Consider the following 18,255-nt stretch of genomic DNA (forward strand, 5'->3'; position numbering starts at 1 on the left):
TACTTAGCTGTTTTTTCGTTTTCCTATTAATTTTGTTACAGAGAGCATTGTAATTGGTAAAGAATGATTCTTTCGAAATGCTAAATATTTTCCACTCCATGCAGGTTTATATTTTTCTTTGAAATGTCGTAAACCGCTGAAGCTATATGTGTAACGAACGTTATTAAATATTGCAGCAGCAACTCGTTCAGACCAAAACGATTGCGTTGATAAACCGACATTTGAGAGTGGTGCCATACCAATATTAAAGGAATGGTATTCATTTTCTTTTGCCCAGTGGAATAAGTGGATAAAAATTGCATCCATAATTCCGCTAGGGGCATCTGGATAATAACGCATTAAATCAACAGATAATATGCCACTTTGATATACTGGCATAAAGGTTGTGAATGCAATGATTTTTCCTTCTGCATCAGATAATGTAGCGATAGGGGCACGACTAATATACTCACGATCGAAGTACCCAAGTGAAAATCCTTTCTCTTTTTTTCCGCCGAGCCAAGCATCAGACACTTTCTTTAATTCCTCGTATAATTCGTCTGAGAATGGTGGCTCATGAATAGAGAATGTATAACCTTCTCGTTCAAAACGGTTGAAAGTGGCTCGCATACCAGCACGTTTCTTTCCTGTTATTGTAAACGTATTTAAATCAACGACAGCTTCTTCACCCAGTTTAAAGAAGTTGTAGCCAAAATCGTGGTATAAGCTCATCCATTTGCTTTCAATTTGATAGAATACGCAAATATAGCCAAATCGATCAGCTTCAGTCAAAAATTCTTGCAATACAGTGCGGTAGGAGGATGGATCACCAATTGGATCACCTAGTACAACAAGACGTTTTCCAGTAATTGAAAAGAGAAGAAGTGCTTTTCCGTCACTACTGAAGAAGAACTGTTTATCTCCTAAAAAACCTAAATGACTAAGTACATTCCCGCCATGTTCATCTAAGAAGTTTTCTAACCTTTTATCATTAGCTGGTTGCCCGGGAAATTGACTACGGTAACGATTGGCAATTAGTGAGCCGATAAGTAAAAAAGTAGGAACGAAAAAGGCTGCTGCTAATGCACTTCGTTTAACTTGTGTAATATTTCGAACGACAAAATCAGGTTGGAACGCTTCTTTTGCACCCGCAAATAAAATACCTAAGTTTTTATATAAATATAACGTAAGTAATAAGAAGATAAATACTTTTACGATATCAGAAAGAGAGACTTCCATTTTTTCGCGTGCAAATCTTTTACGAAGCATATACAGCACAGCAAGTACGATTAATAAAATAAAGGTTTCTTCAATGTCAATTCCTTTTAGGGTATTAAAGATTGCTGCTCCAATTAAAGAAACAATCGTCATATAGTAAGAACGCTTTGTTCCATAATATATGCCTCGCGAAAGAATCAGGAGGAGAATACCGAATGTTAATGATAAGCTAAAAGAAAATTGAATAAGGTGCTTTGGAGCTAAAATATGTAAGGCGTGAGCTCGATTTATACTAGTCGGTAAAATTGTTGATAGAATAACCATTAAGCCAGCGAATACTGTTAAAGCGGCGGATGCCCATGAACCTAATTTCCCTAAAAAATCACGTTGTAAAGTCCAAATTACACCAGTTGTTTCTAACGCAGGTGCAATAAATGGTTTATCTTCAATTTTTTTTATGGCAGCTCCTGTCATTTCAAAGGCTGCAAAAATGAGACCTAGGCAGAATGGTAAGATGTAATAGACAAGTCGGTATAATAACATAGCAGGTAGTAATACGCCTGTATCAACGCCGTATTGTCCTAGTCCAGTTAAGAAAACAAGGTCAAATGAACCAAGGCCACCAGGAACAAGACTTACGACACCAGCTAAAGCAGCAATTACGTAAACACCTAAAAACTTTTGAAATTCGATATCAATTCCAAACAATATTAAAATGACGTACATAACGATACCGGCAGATACCCACTCGACTAATGAAACTAATGAATATAAAACAGTTGGATTTTTCTCTTCTTCTTCTTCCTCTTGTCCGTCTAGCTGTTTTGTTTTTCTATTTTTAATTTTAGAAAACCCAATATATATAGGAACGAAAAGAGCAAAGAAGATAAGAACAGGCCATAACCACGGTTTTTCGTGCAGAATAAAACTAGTGTCTAATATTCCAATAAGGCCGAGGAATGACAGAATGGCTAATCCGTTAATAAAAGCGGTTGTCATCCAAGCAATACTTTTAATAAGTTTTCCATTATCTTTTATATGCGGACGATATAGCATTGTACGTACACCGGCACCAACAAGACCACCAAAACCGATAAATCCATTTAAAGTGTTGGCAATCCATGAGATGCGGAAGATCTTTTGTACAGGTATATCTGCTTTTAAGTAACGAAGCATAACAAAGTCATAAAAGAACATTGTTGAAACGGCAAATGCACCGAGTGTAATCGCTAAAAATACCCCACCAGTTGGAATGTTTTTAATTGTTTCAATTGCTTCTAAAAAAGAAATGCCTGCTAATTCTTTTTTAGCTTGAAAGAAAACAATTGTTAAGACAACAAATGGGAAGATTATTTTCCCGATTTGTAAGAAACGTTTCCATGAAAACGACATAAATACAACTCTCCTTGTGTAAGAAAACTGAGACAATAATATTATTATGACAAACTTCAAGAAAAATAAAAAGGTAAATTCCTGTATAGGGAAGCTATTTTTTATATAGGTTATATTTAAAAGAATATTTCGTTTATTAGAAAATTGAGTTAAGATAAGGTGAAAGAAGGAAGAGAGGGGAAGTAGATGATTATAATAGGTTATGCAGGATATGAGTTAGAAAAAGCAAAACCGAATACATCAGAAGATTTTTTTAATAGATCTGAAGTAACATATATATTAAATAATCAAGAGAAAACCTTTTCAGTCTTATATGTTCGATATTTTGAAGAAATTTTACAAGAAATTACCCCTTTTGAAGGAAATCCAGTTTATAAAGTAGAAGAACAAGACGTATATTTACGAGATATTGTAGCGATCGCTTGTTTAGTGAAAGATAAAGATCTACGCGCGCAGAAGCGCTTGTATCTCAATGAAGTAACAGACTTTCAACGATACTTTGATGAGGGAACAGTGGTGAAAGTACAAGAAATATTAGCTGAATTACATAAAAATAAAAGAGTAGAAATAGCGTAAAACGGCAAAGGAGAGAGAAGCCATGTCTAATTTGATGGTTGAAAATCAAACAGAACAAGTTTCTATATTTTTAGAAGATGTAATTTCCTTGATAACTAATTATGTAAATTATCATACGTTACCTTCTTTATTGGAGGAGACACCAACAGGAAACGAGCAATATTATAAAGGTATATTAGCATCAATAAGAAGACTTCTTGTTTTTTGTGAAGAAGGACTTGATGCATGTTTTGTTTTGTTGAATAGCCAACCATTTCGAAAGACCGCAGCTGAAACAGTTTTATATAAGATTTACCATCAAGTAATTGCAGAGTTTTTTTCGCCAAAGAATGATCATTGGTATGAAAATAGTCGTTCTGCTTATACAGGGAAAAATTCTATTGTTTTTCAGCAAACCCCCCCTGGGTCTATAGAACGAATGATGAAGGATTTAGAAGGGAAATTTCAATTGATGCGTGAAGAACTAGAATATTATGAGACAGATTACCAAACAAAAATGTTGCACAAATATTAATTAAGGAAAAGAAGCTAAGGATACTTAGCTTCTTTTCCTTTTGTACAGTTATATAAGGGATTTTCATTGAATATATTTAAGTGGATAGCAATAAGGAGGTGTGACATGAGTCAGCAAGGTGTATTTACAGATTACTTTCATGAAGTAGAAAGCTGGTGTGAAAGTGTTCTTCAAGTATTAGATAGCCGTGCAATGGAAGTGTATGATGTCCATATGCTTGCTTATAAAATTCAAACGTTATTAGAGCGTATGAAAGAGCATGAATACGACACAGATGCCGAGTTTATGTATGAAATAAGTGAGGATGTAGAACATATTCAACACCATTTACAGGAAGTATTTATGCAAGAAGGAGAGGAATATGAACTATGTGAAAGAGGGGATAGCGAACGAGCTGTTCCGATTGGGGGGCATACCCTTCCGCCATTACCTTATCCATATAATGCGCTAGAACCGTACATTTCACGAGAAATTATGATGTTACACCATGATAAACACCATCGTAGTTACGTGGAAGGATTAAATAAAGCAGAGAAGATGATGGAAGAAGCGAGAAAAACAAATCAATTTGATTTAATTAAGCATTGGGAAAGAGAAGCGGCTTTTCATGGATCAGGTCATTACTTACACACGATATTTTGGAATAATATGAAAAAAGATGGGGGCGGGGGTCCACGAGGGGCATTATCACAAGAAATTGAGAAGGATTTTGGGAGTTACTTACGTTTCCAAAAACATTTTACAGAGGCGGCCTCGAAAGTTGAGGGGTCTGGATGGGCAATCCTTGTATGGGTGCCTCGGTCCGGAAGGTTAGAAATTTTGCAGAGTACACTTCATCAATTGTTTACACAATGGGATACGATACCGCTCCTTGTACTAGATGTATGGGAACATGCGTATTATTTACAATACCAAAATCGAAAAGATGAATATATTAAAAACTGGTGGAATGTTGTAAATTGGCCTGATGTAGAAAAAAGATTTGAAACTGCGAAACAAATTGAATGGACACCGTATTAGACGCATATCTCATGCGTCTTTTTTAGTGGAGGTGGAAGGAAGATTTCGTTCATATTTTAAAAGGCCAAGCATACACTTGTACAAAAAGTGCCAAAAGGACGTGGGGGGAAATATGAGACGAATTTGTATAATAATTACGCTAATTATAATGTACGCAAGCGTTATGCCAATTCCTGCATATGCAAAAATGAACGGTGGTGTCAGTGCTCGTAACGCAGTCTTAATGGAACAACAATCCGGTCGTGTGCTATATGGGAAATTAGAACATGAGCCACAAAAAATTGCTAGTATAACAAAAATTATGACAGCATTGTTAGCTGCTGAATCAGGAAAAATGAAAGAATTAGTATCGGTTAGTAATGAAGCGGTACGAGTAGAAGGATCGGCAATTTATTTAAAACCTGGACAAAAAGTTAAGTTAGAAGATTTAGTTTACGGATTAATGCTTAGATCTGGTAATGATGCAGCACAAGTAATTGCTGAAAATGTGGGAGGGAGTATAGAAGGATTTGTATATTTAATGAATGAAAAGGCGAAAGAAATCGGAATGAAAGATACGCATTTCTCAAACCCGCATGGCTTGGATGGGGATGGATCGCATTATTCGTCGGCTTATGACATGGCATTATTAACGAAATATGCAATGGGGAACGAGACCTTTAAGAAAATTTTTGGAACAAAAACGTATAAATCAGATTCTTGGGATTATCCGTGGAAAAATAAACATAAGCTTGTGACATCTTATTATGAATTTGCAACAGGGGGAAAGACAGGTTTTACGAAGAAAGCAGGACGGACGCTTGTCACAACAGCTTCAAAAGATGGACTAGATTTAATTGTCGTAACTTTGAGTGCTTCTAGTGACTGGGATGATCATATGAATTTGTTTGATAAAGGCTTTGAACGCTATAAGCAAGCGAAAGTTTTAGGACAAGGCGCACTCGCTGAAATAAATGAAAAGAAATATGCCAATCATGTTTATACGAAAAATAGTTTTTCTGTACCTTTAACTGAAGAGGAAAGAAAGAGCGTGTTATTGAAAGTTGAGCTCGATAAAAGTGCAAAACTTACGGATGGAGTAAAGATTGGGAAGACAGAAATTTATGTAGGGAACGAGAAAGTTGGAGAACGAAATTTGTTTTACAGTAAACGAAAGTTAGTAGCTACAACGGGAATGTATTGGAATAACGTAAAAGAAATATTCTCTTACATGATAGGTGTTGGGATAGATGGTTAATCTCGTATGGGCAGCGATGGCAGTTATAGGGATTGTGTATGCCATGATAAATGGAACGATGGAAGAAGTGACCAAAGCAGTGTTTGAAGGGTCAAAAGATGCTGTAACGATTTGTATTGGACTTATTAGTGTTTTAGTATTTTGGCTCGGTTTAATGAAAATTGCTGAGGAAGCTGGATTGTTAAAGAAGTTAGTATCACTTTTTATGCCGATAGTAAAAAGATTATTTCCAGAAATACCGAAGGATCACCCGTCAATGGGATTCATTTTATCAAATATGATGGCGAACTTTTTTGGGTTAGGTAATGCAGCAACACCTTTAGGTATTAAAGCAATGGAACAACTGAAAGAGTTAAATGGTGGAAAGGATTCAGCAAGTCGTTCTATGGTGACGTTTCTAGCATTAAATACTTCAGCGATTACATTAATTCCGACTACTGTCATTTCGATTCGAATGACTTATGAATCAGCAAACCCTACTGAAATCGTTGGCGTAACATTTATAGCACAAGTGTTATCGATGATTGGAGCGATTTGGATTGACCGCTATTTTTACCGGAGAAGGAGTAGAAAGGGGCGGAAAAAATGAGTATTGTAAATACAATTTCATTATGGGTAATTCCTTGTGTAATTGGTTTTATCCTTTTGTATGGCACGATAAAGAAAGTTCCAACGTACGAATCGTTCGTTGAGGGCGGAAAAGAAGGGATTCAAATTGCGGTTTCCATTTTGCCGTTTATGGTTGGAATGCTTGTATCTATTTCTATTTTCCGGGCATCAGGTGCTTTAGATGCGATGATATCGGTAATGAAGCCGATGTTAGACTTTATTCATGTACCAGCCGAAATCGTTCCACTTGCACTTATACGTCCGATTTCGGGATCTGCTGGTTTAAGTATTACGACCGACTTAATCGCTACATATGGGCCAGACTCGTTTATTGGTAGGTTAGCTTCAACGATGCAAGGTAGCACAGATACGACTTTTTATATATTAACAGTATACTTTGGGGCTGTCGGTATTAGAAAAATGGGAGATGCATTAAAGGTAGGACTTTTTGCAGATTTAATCGGAATTATTTGTTCAATTGTGTTTGTTTCCCTATTGTTTCGGTAATGCTATTCATTTTTTGCGCTATTTAGCTTATAATACGTATACGACCACTATTAACGTGTAGTTTAATAGTGGTTTTTTTATGCGGTGTTTTTGACAAAATGATGAACTTTTATCGTGGACAACATGAAAAAGTGTAAACAATAATAAAGGGTGAAAACGTGATATGCCTTTAGACGTTTATCATCATTGCTATGTTGTTAAAGATAGGCGAAGTAAATGGCATAAAGCTTAGGCGGTTGCCAAGTCTTTCTAATGTAAGGTAAGATAAATTTGAGGTGAAAAAAAGAAATGGAACGATTACAAAAAGTGATTGCGCAAGCAGGTATTGCATCGAGAAGAAAGGCTGAGGAATTAATTCAGCAAGGGAAAGTGAAAGTTAATGGGAAAATAGTGAAGGAGTTAGGAACAAAAGTAACTCCTCAAGATAAAGTGGAAGTAAATAACATCCCTCTTGAAAAAGAAGAACCTGTTTATTTTTTACTATATAAACCAACTGGTGTAATTTCAAGTGTATCAGATGATAAAGGAAGAAATGTTGTAACAGACTTTTTCCCTGAAATTAGACAACGTTTATTCCCAATCGGACGCTTAGATTATGATACGTCTGGCGTATTATTGATGACAAATGATGGTGAATTTGCAAATGTATTAATGCATCCGAGATATAAAGTTGAAAAAACGTATGTTGCGAAAATTAAAGGGCCATTAACAGGTGAGAAAATTCGCATGTTAGAACGAGGTGTTGCATTAGAAGATGGGAAAACAGCACCAGCACAAGCGAAAATTATTTCTTGGGACAAGCGTAAAGAGATGGCAATTGTACAATTAACGATTCATGAAGGACGTAACCGTCAAGTACGCCGCATGTTTGAAGCGTTAGATTGTAAAGTAATGAAATTAAAACGTGAACGGTATGCCTTTTTAGAAGTGGGTAGCTTGCGTCCTGGCGATGCAAGAGAATTGACACCACATGAGGTGAAACAATTACGTGCATTGGCTTCTACAAAGCCTCGCTAATCTATATTGTGAAACTTTCACCAGTGGAATGCTCCGCTGGTGATTTATTAAAAAATACATATATTTATCACTCGTCGAAGAGAGGGGAGACAACATGAAAAAAAATCGCTTATTATTTCGTGTTATCATTTTGCTCATTTTAAGCGGTGCGGTAGGGTTTACGCTATATCAAGGATTTTTTACTGATAAAGAGAAAATGCAAATTGGAAAAGAAGCACCTAACTTTGTTGTAACTGATTTAGAAGGAAAGAATATTGAATTAAAAGATTTAAAGGGAAAAGGTGTATTTTTAAATTTTTGGGGAACTTGGTGTAAACCTTGTGAAAAAGAAATGCCTTATATGAATGAGTTATATCCGAAATATAAAGAAAAAGGCGTTGAAATTATTGCCTTAGATGCAGATGAAACGGATATCGCAGTGAAGAACTTTGTGAAACAATACGATTTGAAATTCCCAGTTGCAATTGATAAAGGGCAAAAGATCATAGGTACATATGGAGTGGGACCATTACCAACAACCTTTTTAATTGATAAAGAAGGCAAAGTAGTAGAGCAAATTATAGGTGAGCAAACGAAGGAACAATTGGAAGAGTACTTAAAGAAAATCACTCCATAATTAATAAAGCCTTTACATAAGAGGTGCTTACGTATAGCGCCTTCGCTTTAAAAATTCTGAGTATTGCGGTAACTATAAGCTGGAATATACAATAGTACATATAGATAAAAGGGCGGTGAGAGCTTTGAAAGAAATTAAGTGTGAATGTGGACATGTTAATCCGATAGGAACCATTTTTTGTGAAGCATGTGGGAAACCATTTGAAAGTAATGAAAATATAAAATTATTGGATATGAGATATGAGGGGAGTGCTCGGAGATCTCTCACACATACAAAAACGATAGTCGATAAAATTTGGAGTTTTTTCTCTTCTGTAAAAGTAGGTGTATGGTTAATCGTAATAACTTTAGCTTCATCGGCAATAGGAACTATCTTTCCCCAAGAAATGTACATAACTCCAGGAATCGAACCAGCTGAATATTATAAGACCGAGTATGGATTTTTAGGACAATTATACTATCAATTAGGATTTAATAATTTATATGGATCATGGTGGTACATGATTTTAATTGCTTCCATTGGTATTTCACTTGTTATATGTAGTTTAGACCGTGTCATTCCTCTTTATAAAGCTTTAAAAAAACAAGGGGTGAAAAGACACCCAAGTTTTTTGAAAAGACAGAGAGTGCACGGGACTGGTACGCCGCATGAAGGTGACTTAGAACGAGTTCAAATTAATTTAAAGAAACGTAATTATAAGGTGAAAGTGGAAGACGGAAACGTTTTAGCGGAAAAGGGACGTTTTTCACGCTGGGGTCCATATGTAAACCATATTGGTCTTATTATCTTTCTATTCGGTGCAATGCTACGTTTTTTACCGAGTATGTATGTAGATGAAGCACTTTGGTTACGTGACGGTGAAACGAAAGAAATACCAGGAACAGATGGTCAATACTATTTGAAAAACGAAAAGTTTATCAAGGAAGTTTATGATAAGAGTAAGGATAAAGAAGTTTTTGATGAAGCAATTGATCGTGTTGGTGATAAAATGATTGCGAAAAACTTCCAAACAAATGCTGTATTATATAAAGCGGTAGGAGAAAATATAGCGGGTCAAAAACCAAAATTAGAAAAGGTAAAAGAAGCTGAAATTCGAGTGAATGAGCCACTGAAATTTGATCAATTTGCTGTTTATCAAGTGGATTACAAAGAAAGTGAATTTAAAAGCATGTCTTTCCATTTGCAAAACAAAGAAAATAATCAAAAGTTGGGACCGATTAAAGTAGATTTAGCGAATCCTACAGAAAAATATGATTTAGGAAATGGGTATTCTCTAGAACTATTAAGCTATTTTCCTGATTTTTATTTTGATGAGAATGGAAGGCCGAATACGAAAACAAAATTACCGAATAATCCTGCATTCGTCTTTAAAATGTTTACCCCGGAAACACCAGATGGTGAAGTTAGTTTCGTCGGTATTCAGCAAAACATAGAGCCTGACGGGAATAATAAATATAAAATGTCATTTGCAGGTGTGGAAATGCAAAATGCAACAGCTCTTACAGTAAGAAAAGATTTGACGCTTTGGATTCTCGGTATTGGAGGATTTATATTTATGGTTGGTGTGATTCAAGGTATGTATTGGAACCATCGCCGTATTTGGATACAACGTGTTAATGATGAATGGTGGGTTGCAGGCCATACGAATAAAAATTGGTTCGGCTTAAAGAAAGATATTGAAAGAGTACTAGAAGGAACAGCGATTCCACAACCACACGATAAAATGAATGAAAAAAATTAGTTAAGGTGGGGAAACGACATGGTACAAATAAGTAGTAATTTTCTGTTCGCGGCGTTTATCTTATATTTAATTGCAACTTTATTTTTTGGAGGAGCAATTAAAGAAAAAGGTAACAAGTGGGCAAATATAGGTATAACTATAACAATTTTGGGGTTTATTGCACAAATAGTATATTTTGTTACAAGATGGATCGCATCAGGACATGCACCGGTTAGTAACTTTTTTGAATTTGGTACATTTTTTGGCATGATGCTTGTGGGAGCCTTTATCATTATGTACTTTGTATATCGTGTAAGTATTATTGGTTTATTTGCTTTACCGGTAGCTCTTTTATTAATCGCTTATGCAAGTATGTTCCCGAGAGAAATTTCGCCGCTTATACCATCTTTAAAGAGTAATTGGCTACATATTCATGTAACGACAGCGGCAGCGGGACAAGCAATATTAGCAATTAGTTTTATTACAGGCGTAATGTATTTACTGAAAAATGTAGATCAATCAACAAGAAGTAAGCGTACATTTTGGTTAGAGACAGTAGTTTTCACACTTGTTTGTACAGTTGGGTTTATTGGAATAACAACGGTATTTTCTAGTATGAAATACGAAGCGAAGTTTCAATGGGTTGATAAAAATGAACAACAAGTTGAAATGAAGTATAATCTCCCTGCTTTAGTTGGACCGCATGAAGGGAAGTTAATGACAGAAAATAAATTAGAGCCAACAGTTGAAGTTCCAGCGATTGTAAATGCGAAAAAATTAAATACTGTTATTTGGTCAGTGTTAGTGGGAACGCTACTTTATATTGTATTAAGACTTGTTTTACGTAAGCGAGTGTCAGCGGCACTTCAGCCGTTAGTAAAGAATACGAATAGTGATTTATTAGATGAAATCGGATATCGTTCTATTGCGATAGGATTCCCGGTGTTTACATTAGGAGCATTAATCTTTGCAATGATCTGGGCTCAAATCGCTTGGACGCGCTTTTGGGGTTGGGATCCAAAAGAAGTTTGGGCGCTTATTACTTGGCTCTTTTATGCTGCGGTATTACATTTACGTTTATCTAAAGGATGGCATGGAGAAAAATCCGCCTGGCTTGCAGTGATTGGTTTTGCAATCATTATGTTTAACTTTATTGTAGTAAACTTAATTATCGCGGGTTTACATTCATATGCATAGAGAAATAAAATAGGAAAGTGTATGTCACTTTCCTATTTTATTTTTGTCAAATTTTCTTCTTTTTTGAGAAAAACATGACAAAGTAGTGGTTGATTCTGTAAAATGATGTCGAGGACCAAATATACTGTTCAAAAAAAATACATAGTTTTGGAAAAAAAATGAACAAACTTTATTATTCTTGTGAAGCATAATATGGGAAGTGGAACGTTAAAAAATGCTTAATTAAACGAGGATAGGTGCAACATTATATTGTAGAAGGGTAGGTGTAAACCGTTGTGGTAAAAGTACGCAGCGGGTAGAAATGGAAAATGAATCAAGAATTTTAATTGTAGACGATGAGGATCGTATTCGTCGTTTATTAAAGATGTATTTAGAAAGAGAGCAATACACAATTGAAGAAGCGGATAATGGTGATACAGCTTTAGAAATGGCGTTACAAAATGATTATGATTTAATCCTACTGGATATTATGATGCCTGGTAAAGATGGTATCGAAGTGTGTAAAGGGATTCGTGAGAAGAAAGCGACGCCAATTATTATGCTGACAGCAAAAGGTGAAGAAGTAAATAGGGTACAAGGGTTTGAAGTTGGAACTGATGATTATATTGTAAAGCCGTTTAGCCCGCGTGAAGTAGTACTTCGTGTGAAAGCGGTATTACGCCGCGCTGTACCAACGACATTCTTTACACAAGATACAACGACGAAAGATGTTACTGTTTTCCCTCATTTAACAATTGATAATGATGCGCACCGCGTTACAGCGGATGGTAATGAAGTAAACTTAACACCGAAAGAATATGAATTACTATTATTCTTAGCGAAATCCCCGGATAAAGTTTTTGACCGTGAGCAATTGTTAAAAGAAGTATGGCAATATGAGTTCTTCGGAGATTTACGTACAGTTGATACGCATGTAAAGCGTTTACGTGAAAAGTTAAGTAAACAATCACCAGATGCAGCGAAAATGATTGTTACCGTTTGGGGCGTAGGTTACAAGTTTGAGGTTGTGAACGACTGATGCTTTGGAGAAGTGTAGTAGGGAAGTTATGGATGACCATATTACTTCTCGTTTCGTTTGTTCTTGGATTTGTTGCTATTTTACTTTCACAGTTTTTTAGAACGTATTATGTTGATATGAGTGAAGCTAGGCTTCAGAAAGTTGCAACAAGTGTCACGGAATTAATTGAAGAAGGTGCCGATGTAAAAACGATTGAGAATATTGCTTACAAATTTTCTGATCCACTTTCAAGGATTATCATTGTAGAAGACGGTAAGGAAATTTCTTCTTCGCCGAAACAAGAAGGATTAGTTACTCTTACAATAGATGATTTGAAAAATGATAAAGAATTAGCAGCTGTTTTTACAGATAAAAAGGATATTAAGAATAATATTAGAAAAGCTTCTAATAGTAGGAAGAATAAAAATACTGAAAATGATATTATGATCGTCGGGAAACCAGTACAGTCAAAAAATCAAAGTGCAGTGTTTGTATATGAATCATTGCAAGTTCCAATACAAGGTATGGAGAGAACGACTGATTTTATTTTCTTATCAGCCGGGATTGCGATTATTTTAACAACTTTCTTTGCATTTTTCTTATCTACTCGAATTACGGCACCGCTTCGTAAAATGCGTGAGGTTGCATTTGAGGTAGCGCGCGGGAAATTTGATACGAAAGCCCCTATGGTGTCTCAGGACGAAATTGGTGAGCTTGCAACTGCTTTAAATCAAATGGGGAAACAGTTGAAGTTTAATATGAATGCCCTGCAGCAAGAAAAAGAGCAGTTAGCTAGCATTTTGAGTAGTATGGCAGATGGTGTTGTTACGTTAAATCAAGAAGGTGAAGTCGTTGTTATCAACCCACCGGCAGAACACTTCTTACAAGTTTGGCAAGAAGAAAAAGAAGTAGAGTTAATTAAAAAACTGCCTTCTGAACTTGTTGAACTATTCCATCTCGTTGTAGAAAGTGAGCAACAACAAGTTGTTGAAATTAATTTGCAAAAAGGTAACTACGTAGTTCTTATGACACCGCTTTACAATCAAACAAAAATTCGTGGAGCTGTAGCAGTATTGCGAGATATGACGGAGGAGCGTCGTCTTGAGAAAATGCGTCAAGACTTTATTGCGAATGTATCACATGAACTTCGTACACCGATGGTAATGCTTCAAGGATATAGTGAAGCAATTTTAGATGATATTGTGCAAACGAAAGAAGAAATTAATGAGTTTGTTCAAATTATTTATGATGAATCTGTTCGTTTAGGTAAACTTGTAAATGAGTTATTAGATTTAGCCCGTATGGAAAGTGGACATGTAGAGTTACATATAGGTGAAGTAGATATTCATCCATTTGTCGAAAAAATTGGCCGTAAATTCCAGGGGATTGCAAAGGATAAAGAAGTCCAATTAACAGTGGATTTCCAAAGTCCAATTGAACAATATCCGTTTGATGCAGACCGTATGGAACAGGTACTGACGAATTTAATTGATAATGCAATCCGTCATACAAATGCAGGTGGACATGTTACACTTGTAATTAATACGAAAAATAGTGGCCTTACTTTCGAAGTGCAAGATTCAGGTGCTGGTATTCCAGAAGAAGATATTCCGTTCTTGTTCGATCGATTCTATAAAGCTGATAAAGCAAGAACGCGAGGGAAAAAAGTTGGAACAGGACTCGGGCTTGCGATTGCTAAAAATATTGTTCAAGGTCATGACGGGAAAATTTCTGTATCAAGTGTCGTTGGAGAAGGAACTACATTCTCTGTATATTTACCAAATCGTATAATTTAGATATATATGTTTTTAAAAAGTTGATCATGAATAAAAGCTTTACTGTTTTTTTATTTTTTTGTAAGTGCAATTAAATAAAGAATGGTAGAGTTTTTTTCTTTAATAATCAGAATGAAAATAAAAAGAGAGGTGTCATAATGAAATGAAACTTTATACAAAAACAGGTGATAAAGGGGAAACGAGTGTCATAGGTGGCCGAGTGGATAAAGATCATATACGTGTAGAAGCTTATGGAACAATTGATGAGGCGAATTCTCATATCGGATATGCCATGTCTAAATTACAAGAGGAATGTTTTCGTAACATTTATAACGAACTTGAAAATATTCAACATGAACTATTTGATTGTGGAGGGGATTTAGCAATAGTAGAGAAGAAAATCCCTTATAAAGTAACGATAGAGATGGTCGAGTATTTAGAGAGACGAATTGATTCGTATACAGAAGAAGCGCCGCCTTTAGAGCGTTTTATTTTACCAGGCGGTAGCGAGATATCGGCTGCACTACACATTGCACGTACAGTTATAAGAAGAGCAGAACGTTGTATAGTGTCATTGCAAAAAGAAGGAGAAACCAATGAAATTGTTCTAAAGTATATAAATAGGTTATCTGATTATTTATTTGCGCTTGCTAGAGTAATAAATGCGCGTTTACAAGTGAAAGATGTGGAGTATAACCGCAGTGCACTTGTTTTTCGTAATAAAGAAGAGAAGGAAGTGGAGTAATCCACTTTCTTTTTTTTGTATACTTTTTTCTGTAATATCCCACAATAGAGAAGGTATGACGGTTATTAGAAAACGGAGGATGTATATGAAAGCGTTAAAATGTGGCGTGGTGATATTGAGTGTATTATTTTTATCTCAATTACATGTTTACGCTGAAGGGAATCAGTGGATATGGCCTGTTGATGGGCAGATAAGTGATTATTTTGGGACAAGACATGGGAAACACTATGGTATTGATATAGCTGCGCCTATTGGAACGCCTGTTGCAGCTATTCAAAATGGTAAGGTGACAAAGTCTTATTTTTCAAGTAGTTATGGAAATGTTGTGTTTATTAAACATGGAGAATATGAGGCTGTTTATGCGCATTTAAATAAGAGATATGTAGTTCAAGGTGATAACATTTCAAAAGGAGAGCTAATTGGAGAGGTAGGGAATACAGGAGAATCGCGAGGAGCGCATTTACATTTAGAAGTGCATCAAGGGAGATGGACGATGGAGAAAAGGAATGCGATGAATCCGTTGCTTGTTTTAAATGAACAAAAAAATCAAGTTGTGTCATCATCACTATATATTGTACAAAAAGGTGATACTTTAGTTGGTATTGCCCGGAAATTTAGTATGACAGTTGAGGAAATTAAAGTGAGGAATGGATTGCGACAAGAGCAAATCTATCCGAACCAACAACTATACGTCAAGTAAAGGCAACGTCTCAAAAGCATAACTTTTGAATAAATTTATTTTTTTCTTATTTAAGATTGCGATAGTAAATGAAATTATATCGACGCAAATTTATATCGAACATAGCTATTATTATATCGACATTTCGACAAGAAATGTCGACTAACAATAAAATGCGACAGTAAGAGCAACCTATCCTTAACGAAAAACCGTCCCAAAAGATCTTTTGGGACGGCTTCTTTTACCAAAAAATAAAGACACATATAAATCCAGTAATAGCTAAGTAGCTATATAAGTAAAAGACTTTTGTTCTTGTTTTTTCTTTTGTCCGAAATAGTACGATAGTTGGTTCGATTAGACCAATTGTAAGACAAAGTAAACCAAGAAGCATAAAGCCAATTGAAAGAGAATACAGGGCGATTTGTGGTGCTTGAAATGGAATCATCCATTTTAATAAAAATGCAATAAGTGCAGTGTAACAAATGCTACCGATGTATTTATTCAATGGAGTATCAGAACGGAAACCAGGAAGTTTCTTGGAAAACGGACGGGAAACAACTTCCGTTTGTAAAGATGTATGTTCTTCAATTATTTTTTGAGCTTCTTTTCCTTTTTGGAAAAGGGATAAAATCCAGTTTCGCTCACCTTGGAAAATAAATTGAGAAGTTGTTAAATAGTGATCAACTTTTACCTTATTCCAACTCTTCCATGGATGACGCTCACACAATTTTAATTTACTTTCTGTTTTTTTATCATACTGATAAATACTTATGCCATCTTGGTCAAAAGTAGCGTAGTATGTCTCTCTTGAGAATGTGCCTAGATCAATTGGACAGTAGAAAAGTAATTCTTTTTTCAAATAAAAGTATTCTTTTCTTAAGTTCTTTTTCATTGCTTCTCGAATAGAGTGTCTTTTATCTTTCTTCATGACATTTCCTCCATAACTCAGAAAATGTTCTTATCTTAACAATTCAACATCTTATCACTTTTGACGACATATGACTAGGGGGATTCATAAGAGAAATACCGAATTATAAAAAATATGGGTTGTATTGTAAAATATAGTGATTGTTTCTTTAATTATATAAAATCAATAACTTATTTTTAGTAAGTTACACTTTTTTTGTTCACAATACGATCATGTTGTTGTATAATGAAGTGGAAAATAGAATATCGGTCTATCTTCGGGGCAGGGTGAAAATCCCGACCGGCGGTGATGAACATTTAATAATTTCGTTCTAAGCCCGCGAGCCGTTAAGGCAGGATTTGGTGTGATTCCAAAGCCGACAGTACAGTCTGGATGGGAGAAGATGGAGGTTCAAGCGTTCAAAAAAGATAAGTATTTGAACGTCTGTTTGATGTGCCTTAAAATTCTCCCTTTGTGTAAATCACAAAGGGTTTTTTCGTTCTATGAAAAAATAGGCATAGCAGAACCTTTCCACTTTCCATGAGAAGATCGATGGAAAAGGAGAGAGAAAGATGAAACAAAAAAACAGTGTAGTGCAGATGGTGAGTGTAGCGATGCTAAGTAGTATTGCGTATTTACTAATGATGTTGGATTTTCCATTCCCAGGGCTTCCGCCATTTTTAAAAATTGATTTTAGTGATGTGCCAGCTTTAATTGCGGCGATAATTTTTAGTCCAATTGCAGGTGTAATTGTAGAAGCGATAAAAAATATTTTGCATTACGGAATTCAAGGAAGTTTAACGGGAGTACCAGTAGGAGAAGTAGCAAACTTTATAGCGGGATGTTTATTTATTGGTCCAGCAGCATTCTTATTCCGAAAGTATCGCACAGTAAAAAGTTTAACGACAGGATTAATGCTAGGTACAATTACTATGACAGTTATTATGAGTGTGTTAAACTACTTTATTATTTTACCAGCGTACACTTGGTTTTTAAATTCACCAGCTATGTCTAGTGATATTATGCGACAAACTATTGTAACGGCGATATTACCGTTTAATGTAATTAAAGGAATTGTTGTAACAATTGTATTTGTAGCACTATTTTCACGCTTGAAAGTATGGGTATTTGCAAAAATGAAAAATGCTTAAAAATATTAAACCATTGGCAGCGTAACTGCTAATGGTTTTTTTGTTAGTGAGAATGAAAAAGAGTGCAAAAAATCCCCCTCATAAGTATGAGGGGGATTTTTTGAAGTTAATAAAAGACTATTCGAATTTTAAAGAGTCGCCATCAAATGATTCGTCAGCAACTTTAATTGAGTCAGTTGGACAACCTTCGAATGCATCCATCATATCTTCAATTAATACATCTGGAATTTCAACGATACCTTGGTTATCGTCTAATGTTACAAATGCAATGCCTTCATCATCATAGTCATAAATGTCTGGTGCAGCAGCACCACAAGCACCGCATGCAATACAAGTATCTTTGTCAACGATTGTATATTTTGCCATATTTTTTCCCTCCTGATAATATGTATGTGAAAA

At 35.4% G+C, this 18,255-nt stretch carries 18 protein-coding genes and 1 riboswitch; of the genes, 15 read left to right on the forward strand and 3 right to left on the reverse strand.

All coding sequences use genetic code 11. The annotated features are described in order from the left end of the window. Positions 1 to 3 precede the first annotated feature (3 nt). Positions 4 to 2,589 (reverse strand): bifunctional lysylphosphatidylglycerol flippase/synthetase MprF, encoded by a 2,586-nt coding sequence (gene mprF, locus MKX37_RS07310; RefSeq protein WP_016119902.1) that lies wholly within the window; start codon positions 2,587 to 2,589, stop codon positions 4 to 6. Positions 2,590 to 2,775: 186 nt separating this feature from the next. On the opposite strand from mprF, the gene MKX37_RS07315 reads away from it, so the two are divergent. From MKX37_RS07315 to MKX37_RS07380, 14 genes are all read left to right on the forward strand, one after another. Beyond that, positions 2,776 to 3,165: a hypothetical protein gene (locus MKX37_RS07315; protein ID WP_078421985.1), complete on the forward strand. Its 390-nt coding sequence runs from the start codon at positions 2,776 to 2,778 to the stop codon at positions 3,163 to 3,165. 22 nt (positions 3,166 to 3,187) lie between these two features. Next, positions 3,188 to 3,679 carry a YpuI family protein gene (locus MKX37_RS07320; RefSeq protein WP_002126375.1) on the forward strand — a complete coding sequence of 164 codons (492 nt, stop codon included), beginning with the start codon at positions 3,188 to 3,190 and terminating at the stop codon, positions 3,677 to 3,679. A 105-nt stretch (positions 3,680 to 3,784) separates the two neighbouring features. Then, entirely contained in the window at positions 3,785 to 4,699 is a 915-nt protein-coding gene (locus tag MKX37_RS07325) for a superoxide dismutase (RefSeq protein WP_002126378.1), read from the forward strand. A 112-nt stretch (positions 4,700 to 4,811) separates the two neighbouring features. Further along, positions 4,812 to 5,936 (forward strand): D-alanyl-D-alanine carboxypeptidase family protein, encoded by a 1,125-nt coding sequence (locus tag MKX37_RS07330; protein WP_002086664.1) that lies wholly within the window; start codon positions 4,812 to 4,814, stop codon positions 5,934 to 5,936. Beyond that, on the forward strand, positions 5,929 to 6,525 hold the full coding sequence (gene spmA / locus MKX37_RS07335; RefSeq protein WP_002086662.1) for a spore maturation protein SpmA: 597 nt from the start codon (positions 5,929 to 5,931) through the stop codon (positions 6,523 to 6,525). The genes MKX37_RS07330 and spmA overlap by 8 nt, the downstream gene beginning before the upstream one ends. Further along, the gene (gene spmB, locus MKX37_RS07340; protein WP_002086660.1) at positions 6,522 to 7,052 is read left to right on the forward strand and encodes a spore maturation protein SpmB; all 531 of its coding nucleotides are present in this window, start codon (positions 6,522 to 6,524) and stop codon (positions 7,050 to 7,052) included. Before spmA ends, spmB begins: the two co-directional genes overlap by 4 nt. A gap of 288 nt (positions 7,053 to 7,340) precedes the next feature. Next, on the forward strand, positions 7,341 to 8,069 hold the full coding sequence (gene rluB, locus MKX37_RS07345; protein WP_002030733.1) for a 23S rRNA pseudouridine(2605) synthase RluB: 729 nt from the start codon (positions 7,341 to 7,343) through the stop codon (positions 8,067 to 8,069). 94 nt (positions 8,070 to 8,163) lie between these two features. Further along, entirely contained in the window at positions 8,164 to 8,685 is a 522-nt protein-coding gene (gene resA / locus MKX37_RS07350) for a thiol-disulfide oxidoreductase ResA (protein WP_002064495.1), read from the forward strand. Between the two features lie 124 nt (positions 8,686 to 8,809). Further along, complete coding sequence (gene resB, locus MKX37_RS07355; protein WP_002186305.1) at positions 8,810 to 10,426, forward strand: cytochrome c biogenesis protein ResB; 1,617 nt, start codon at positions 8,810 to 8,812, stop codon at positions 10,424 to 10,426. Between the two features lie 18 nt (positions 10,427 to 10,444). Further along, positions 10,445 to 11,602 (forward strand): cytochrome c biogenesis protein ResC, encoded by a 1,158-nt coding sequence (gene resC / locus MKX37_RS07360; RefSeq protein WP_002141019.1) that lies wholly within the window; start codon positions 10,445 to 10,447, stop codon positions 11,600 to 11,602. Between the two features lie 301 nt (positions 11,603 to 11,903). Then, positions 11,904 to 12,620, forward strand: a complete 717-nt coding sequence (gene resD, locus MKX37_RS07365) for a DNA-binding response regulator ResD (RefSeq protein ID WP_002011758.1) — start codon at positions 11,904 to 11,906, stop codon at positions 12,618 to 12,620. Next, positions 12,620 to 14,395 (forward strand): sensor histidine kinase ResE, encoded by a 1,776-nt coding sequence (gene resE, locus MKX37_RS07370; RefSeq protein WP_088291306.1) that lies wholly within the window; start codon positions 12,620 to 12,622, stop codon positions 14,393 to 14,395. Before resD ends, resE begins: the two co-directional genes overlap by 1 nt. Before the next feature lie 142 nt (positions 14,396 to 14,537). Continuing rightward, complete coding sequence (locus MKX37_RS07375; protein ID WP_002086651.1) at positions 14,538 to 15,119, forward strand: cob(I)yrinic acid a,c-diamide adenosyltransferase; 582 nt, start codon at positions 14,538 to 14,540, stop codon at positions 15,117 to 15,119. Between the two features lie 85 nt (positions 15,120 to 15,204). After that, positions 15,205 to 15,819, forward strand: a complete 615-nt coding sequence (locus tag MKX37_RS07380) for a peptidoglycan DD-metalloendopeptidase family protein (RefSeq protein ID WP_002141020.1) — start codon at positions 15,205 to 15,207, stop codon at positions 15,817 to 15,819. 220 nt (positions 15,820 to 16,039) lie between these two features. Here the strand turns inward: MKX37_RS07380 and MKX37_RS07385 are convergent, their stop codons facing one another. Further along, the gene (locus MKX37_RS07385) at positions 16,040 to 16,726 is read right to left on the reverse strand and encodes a hypothetical protein (RefSeq protein WP_002011767.1); all 687 of its coding nucleotides are present in this window, start codon (positions 16,724 to 16,726) and stop codon (positions 16,040 to 16,042) included. 248 nt (positions 16,727 to 16,974) lie between these two features. Beyond that, positions 16,975 to 17,114, forward strand: a riboswitch (FMN riboswitch). A 163-nt stretch (positions 17,115 to 17,277) separates the two neighbouring features. Between MKX37_RS07385 and MKX37_RS07390 the strand changes: the two genes are divergently transcribed. Continuing rightward, positions 17,278 to 17,856, forward strand: coding sequence for an ECF transporter S component (locus MKX37_RS07390; RefSeq protein WP_002011769.1), 579 nt, complete (start codon positions 17,278 to 17,280; stop codon positions 17,854 to 17,856). A gap of 117 nt (positions 17,857 to 17,973) precedes the next feature. Here the strand turns inward: MKX37_RS07390 and MKX37_RS07395 are convergent, their stop codons facing one another. Next, entirely contained in the window at positions 17,974 to 18,222 is a 249-nt protein-coding gene (locus MKX37_RS07395) for a ferredoxin (protein WP_001151994.1), read from the reverse strand. Positions 18,223 to 18,255 lie beyond the last annotated feature (33 nt).

The sequence above is a fragment of the Bacillus sp. FSL R5-0709 genome (assembly GCF_038004785.1).
Taxonomy (GTDB): domain Bacteria; phylum Bacillota; class Bacilli; order Bacillales; family Bacillaceae_G; genus Bacillus_A; species Bacillus_A mycoides.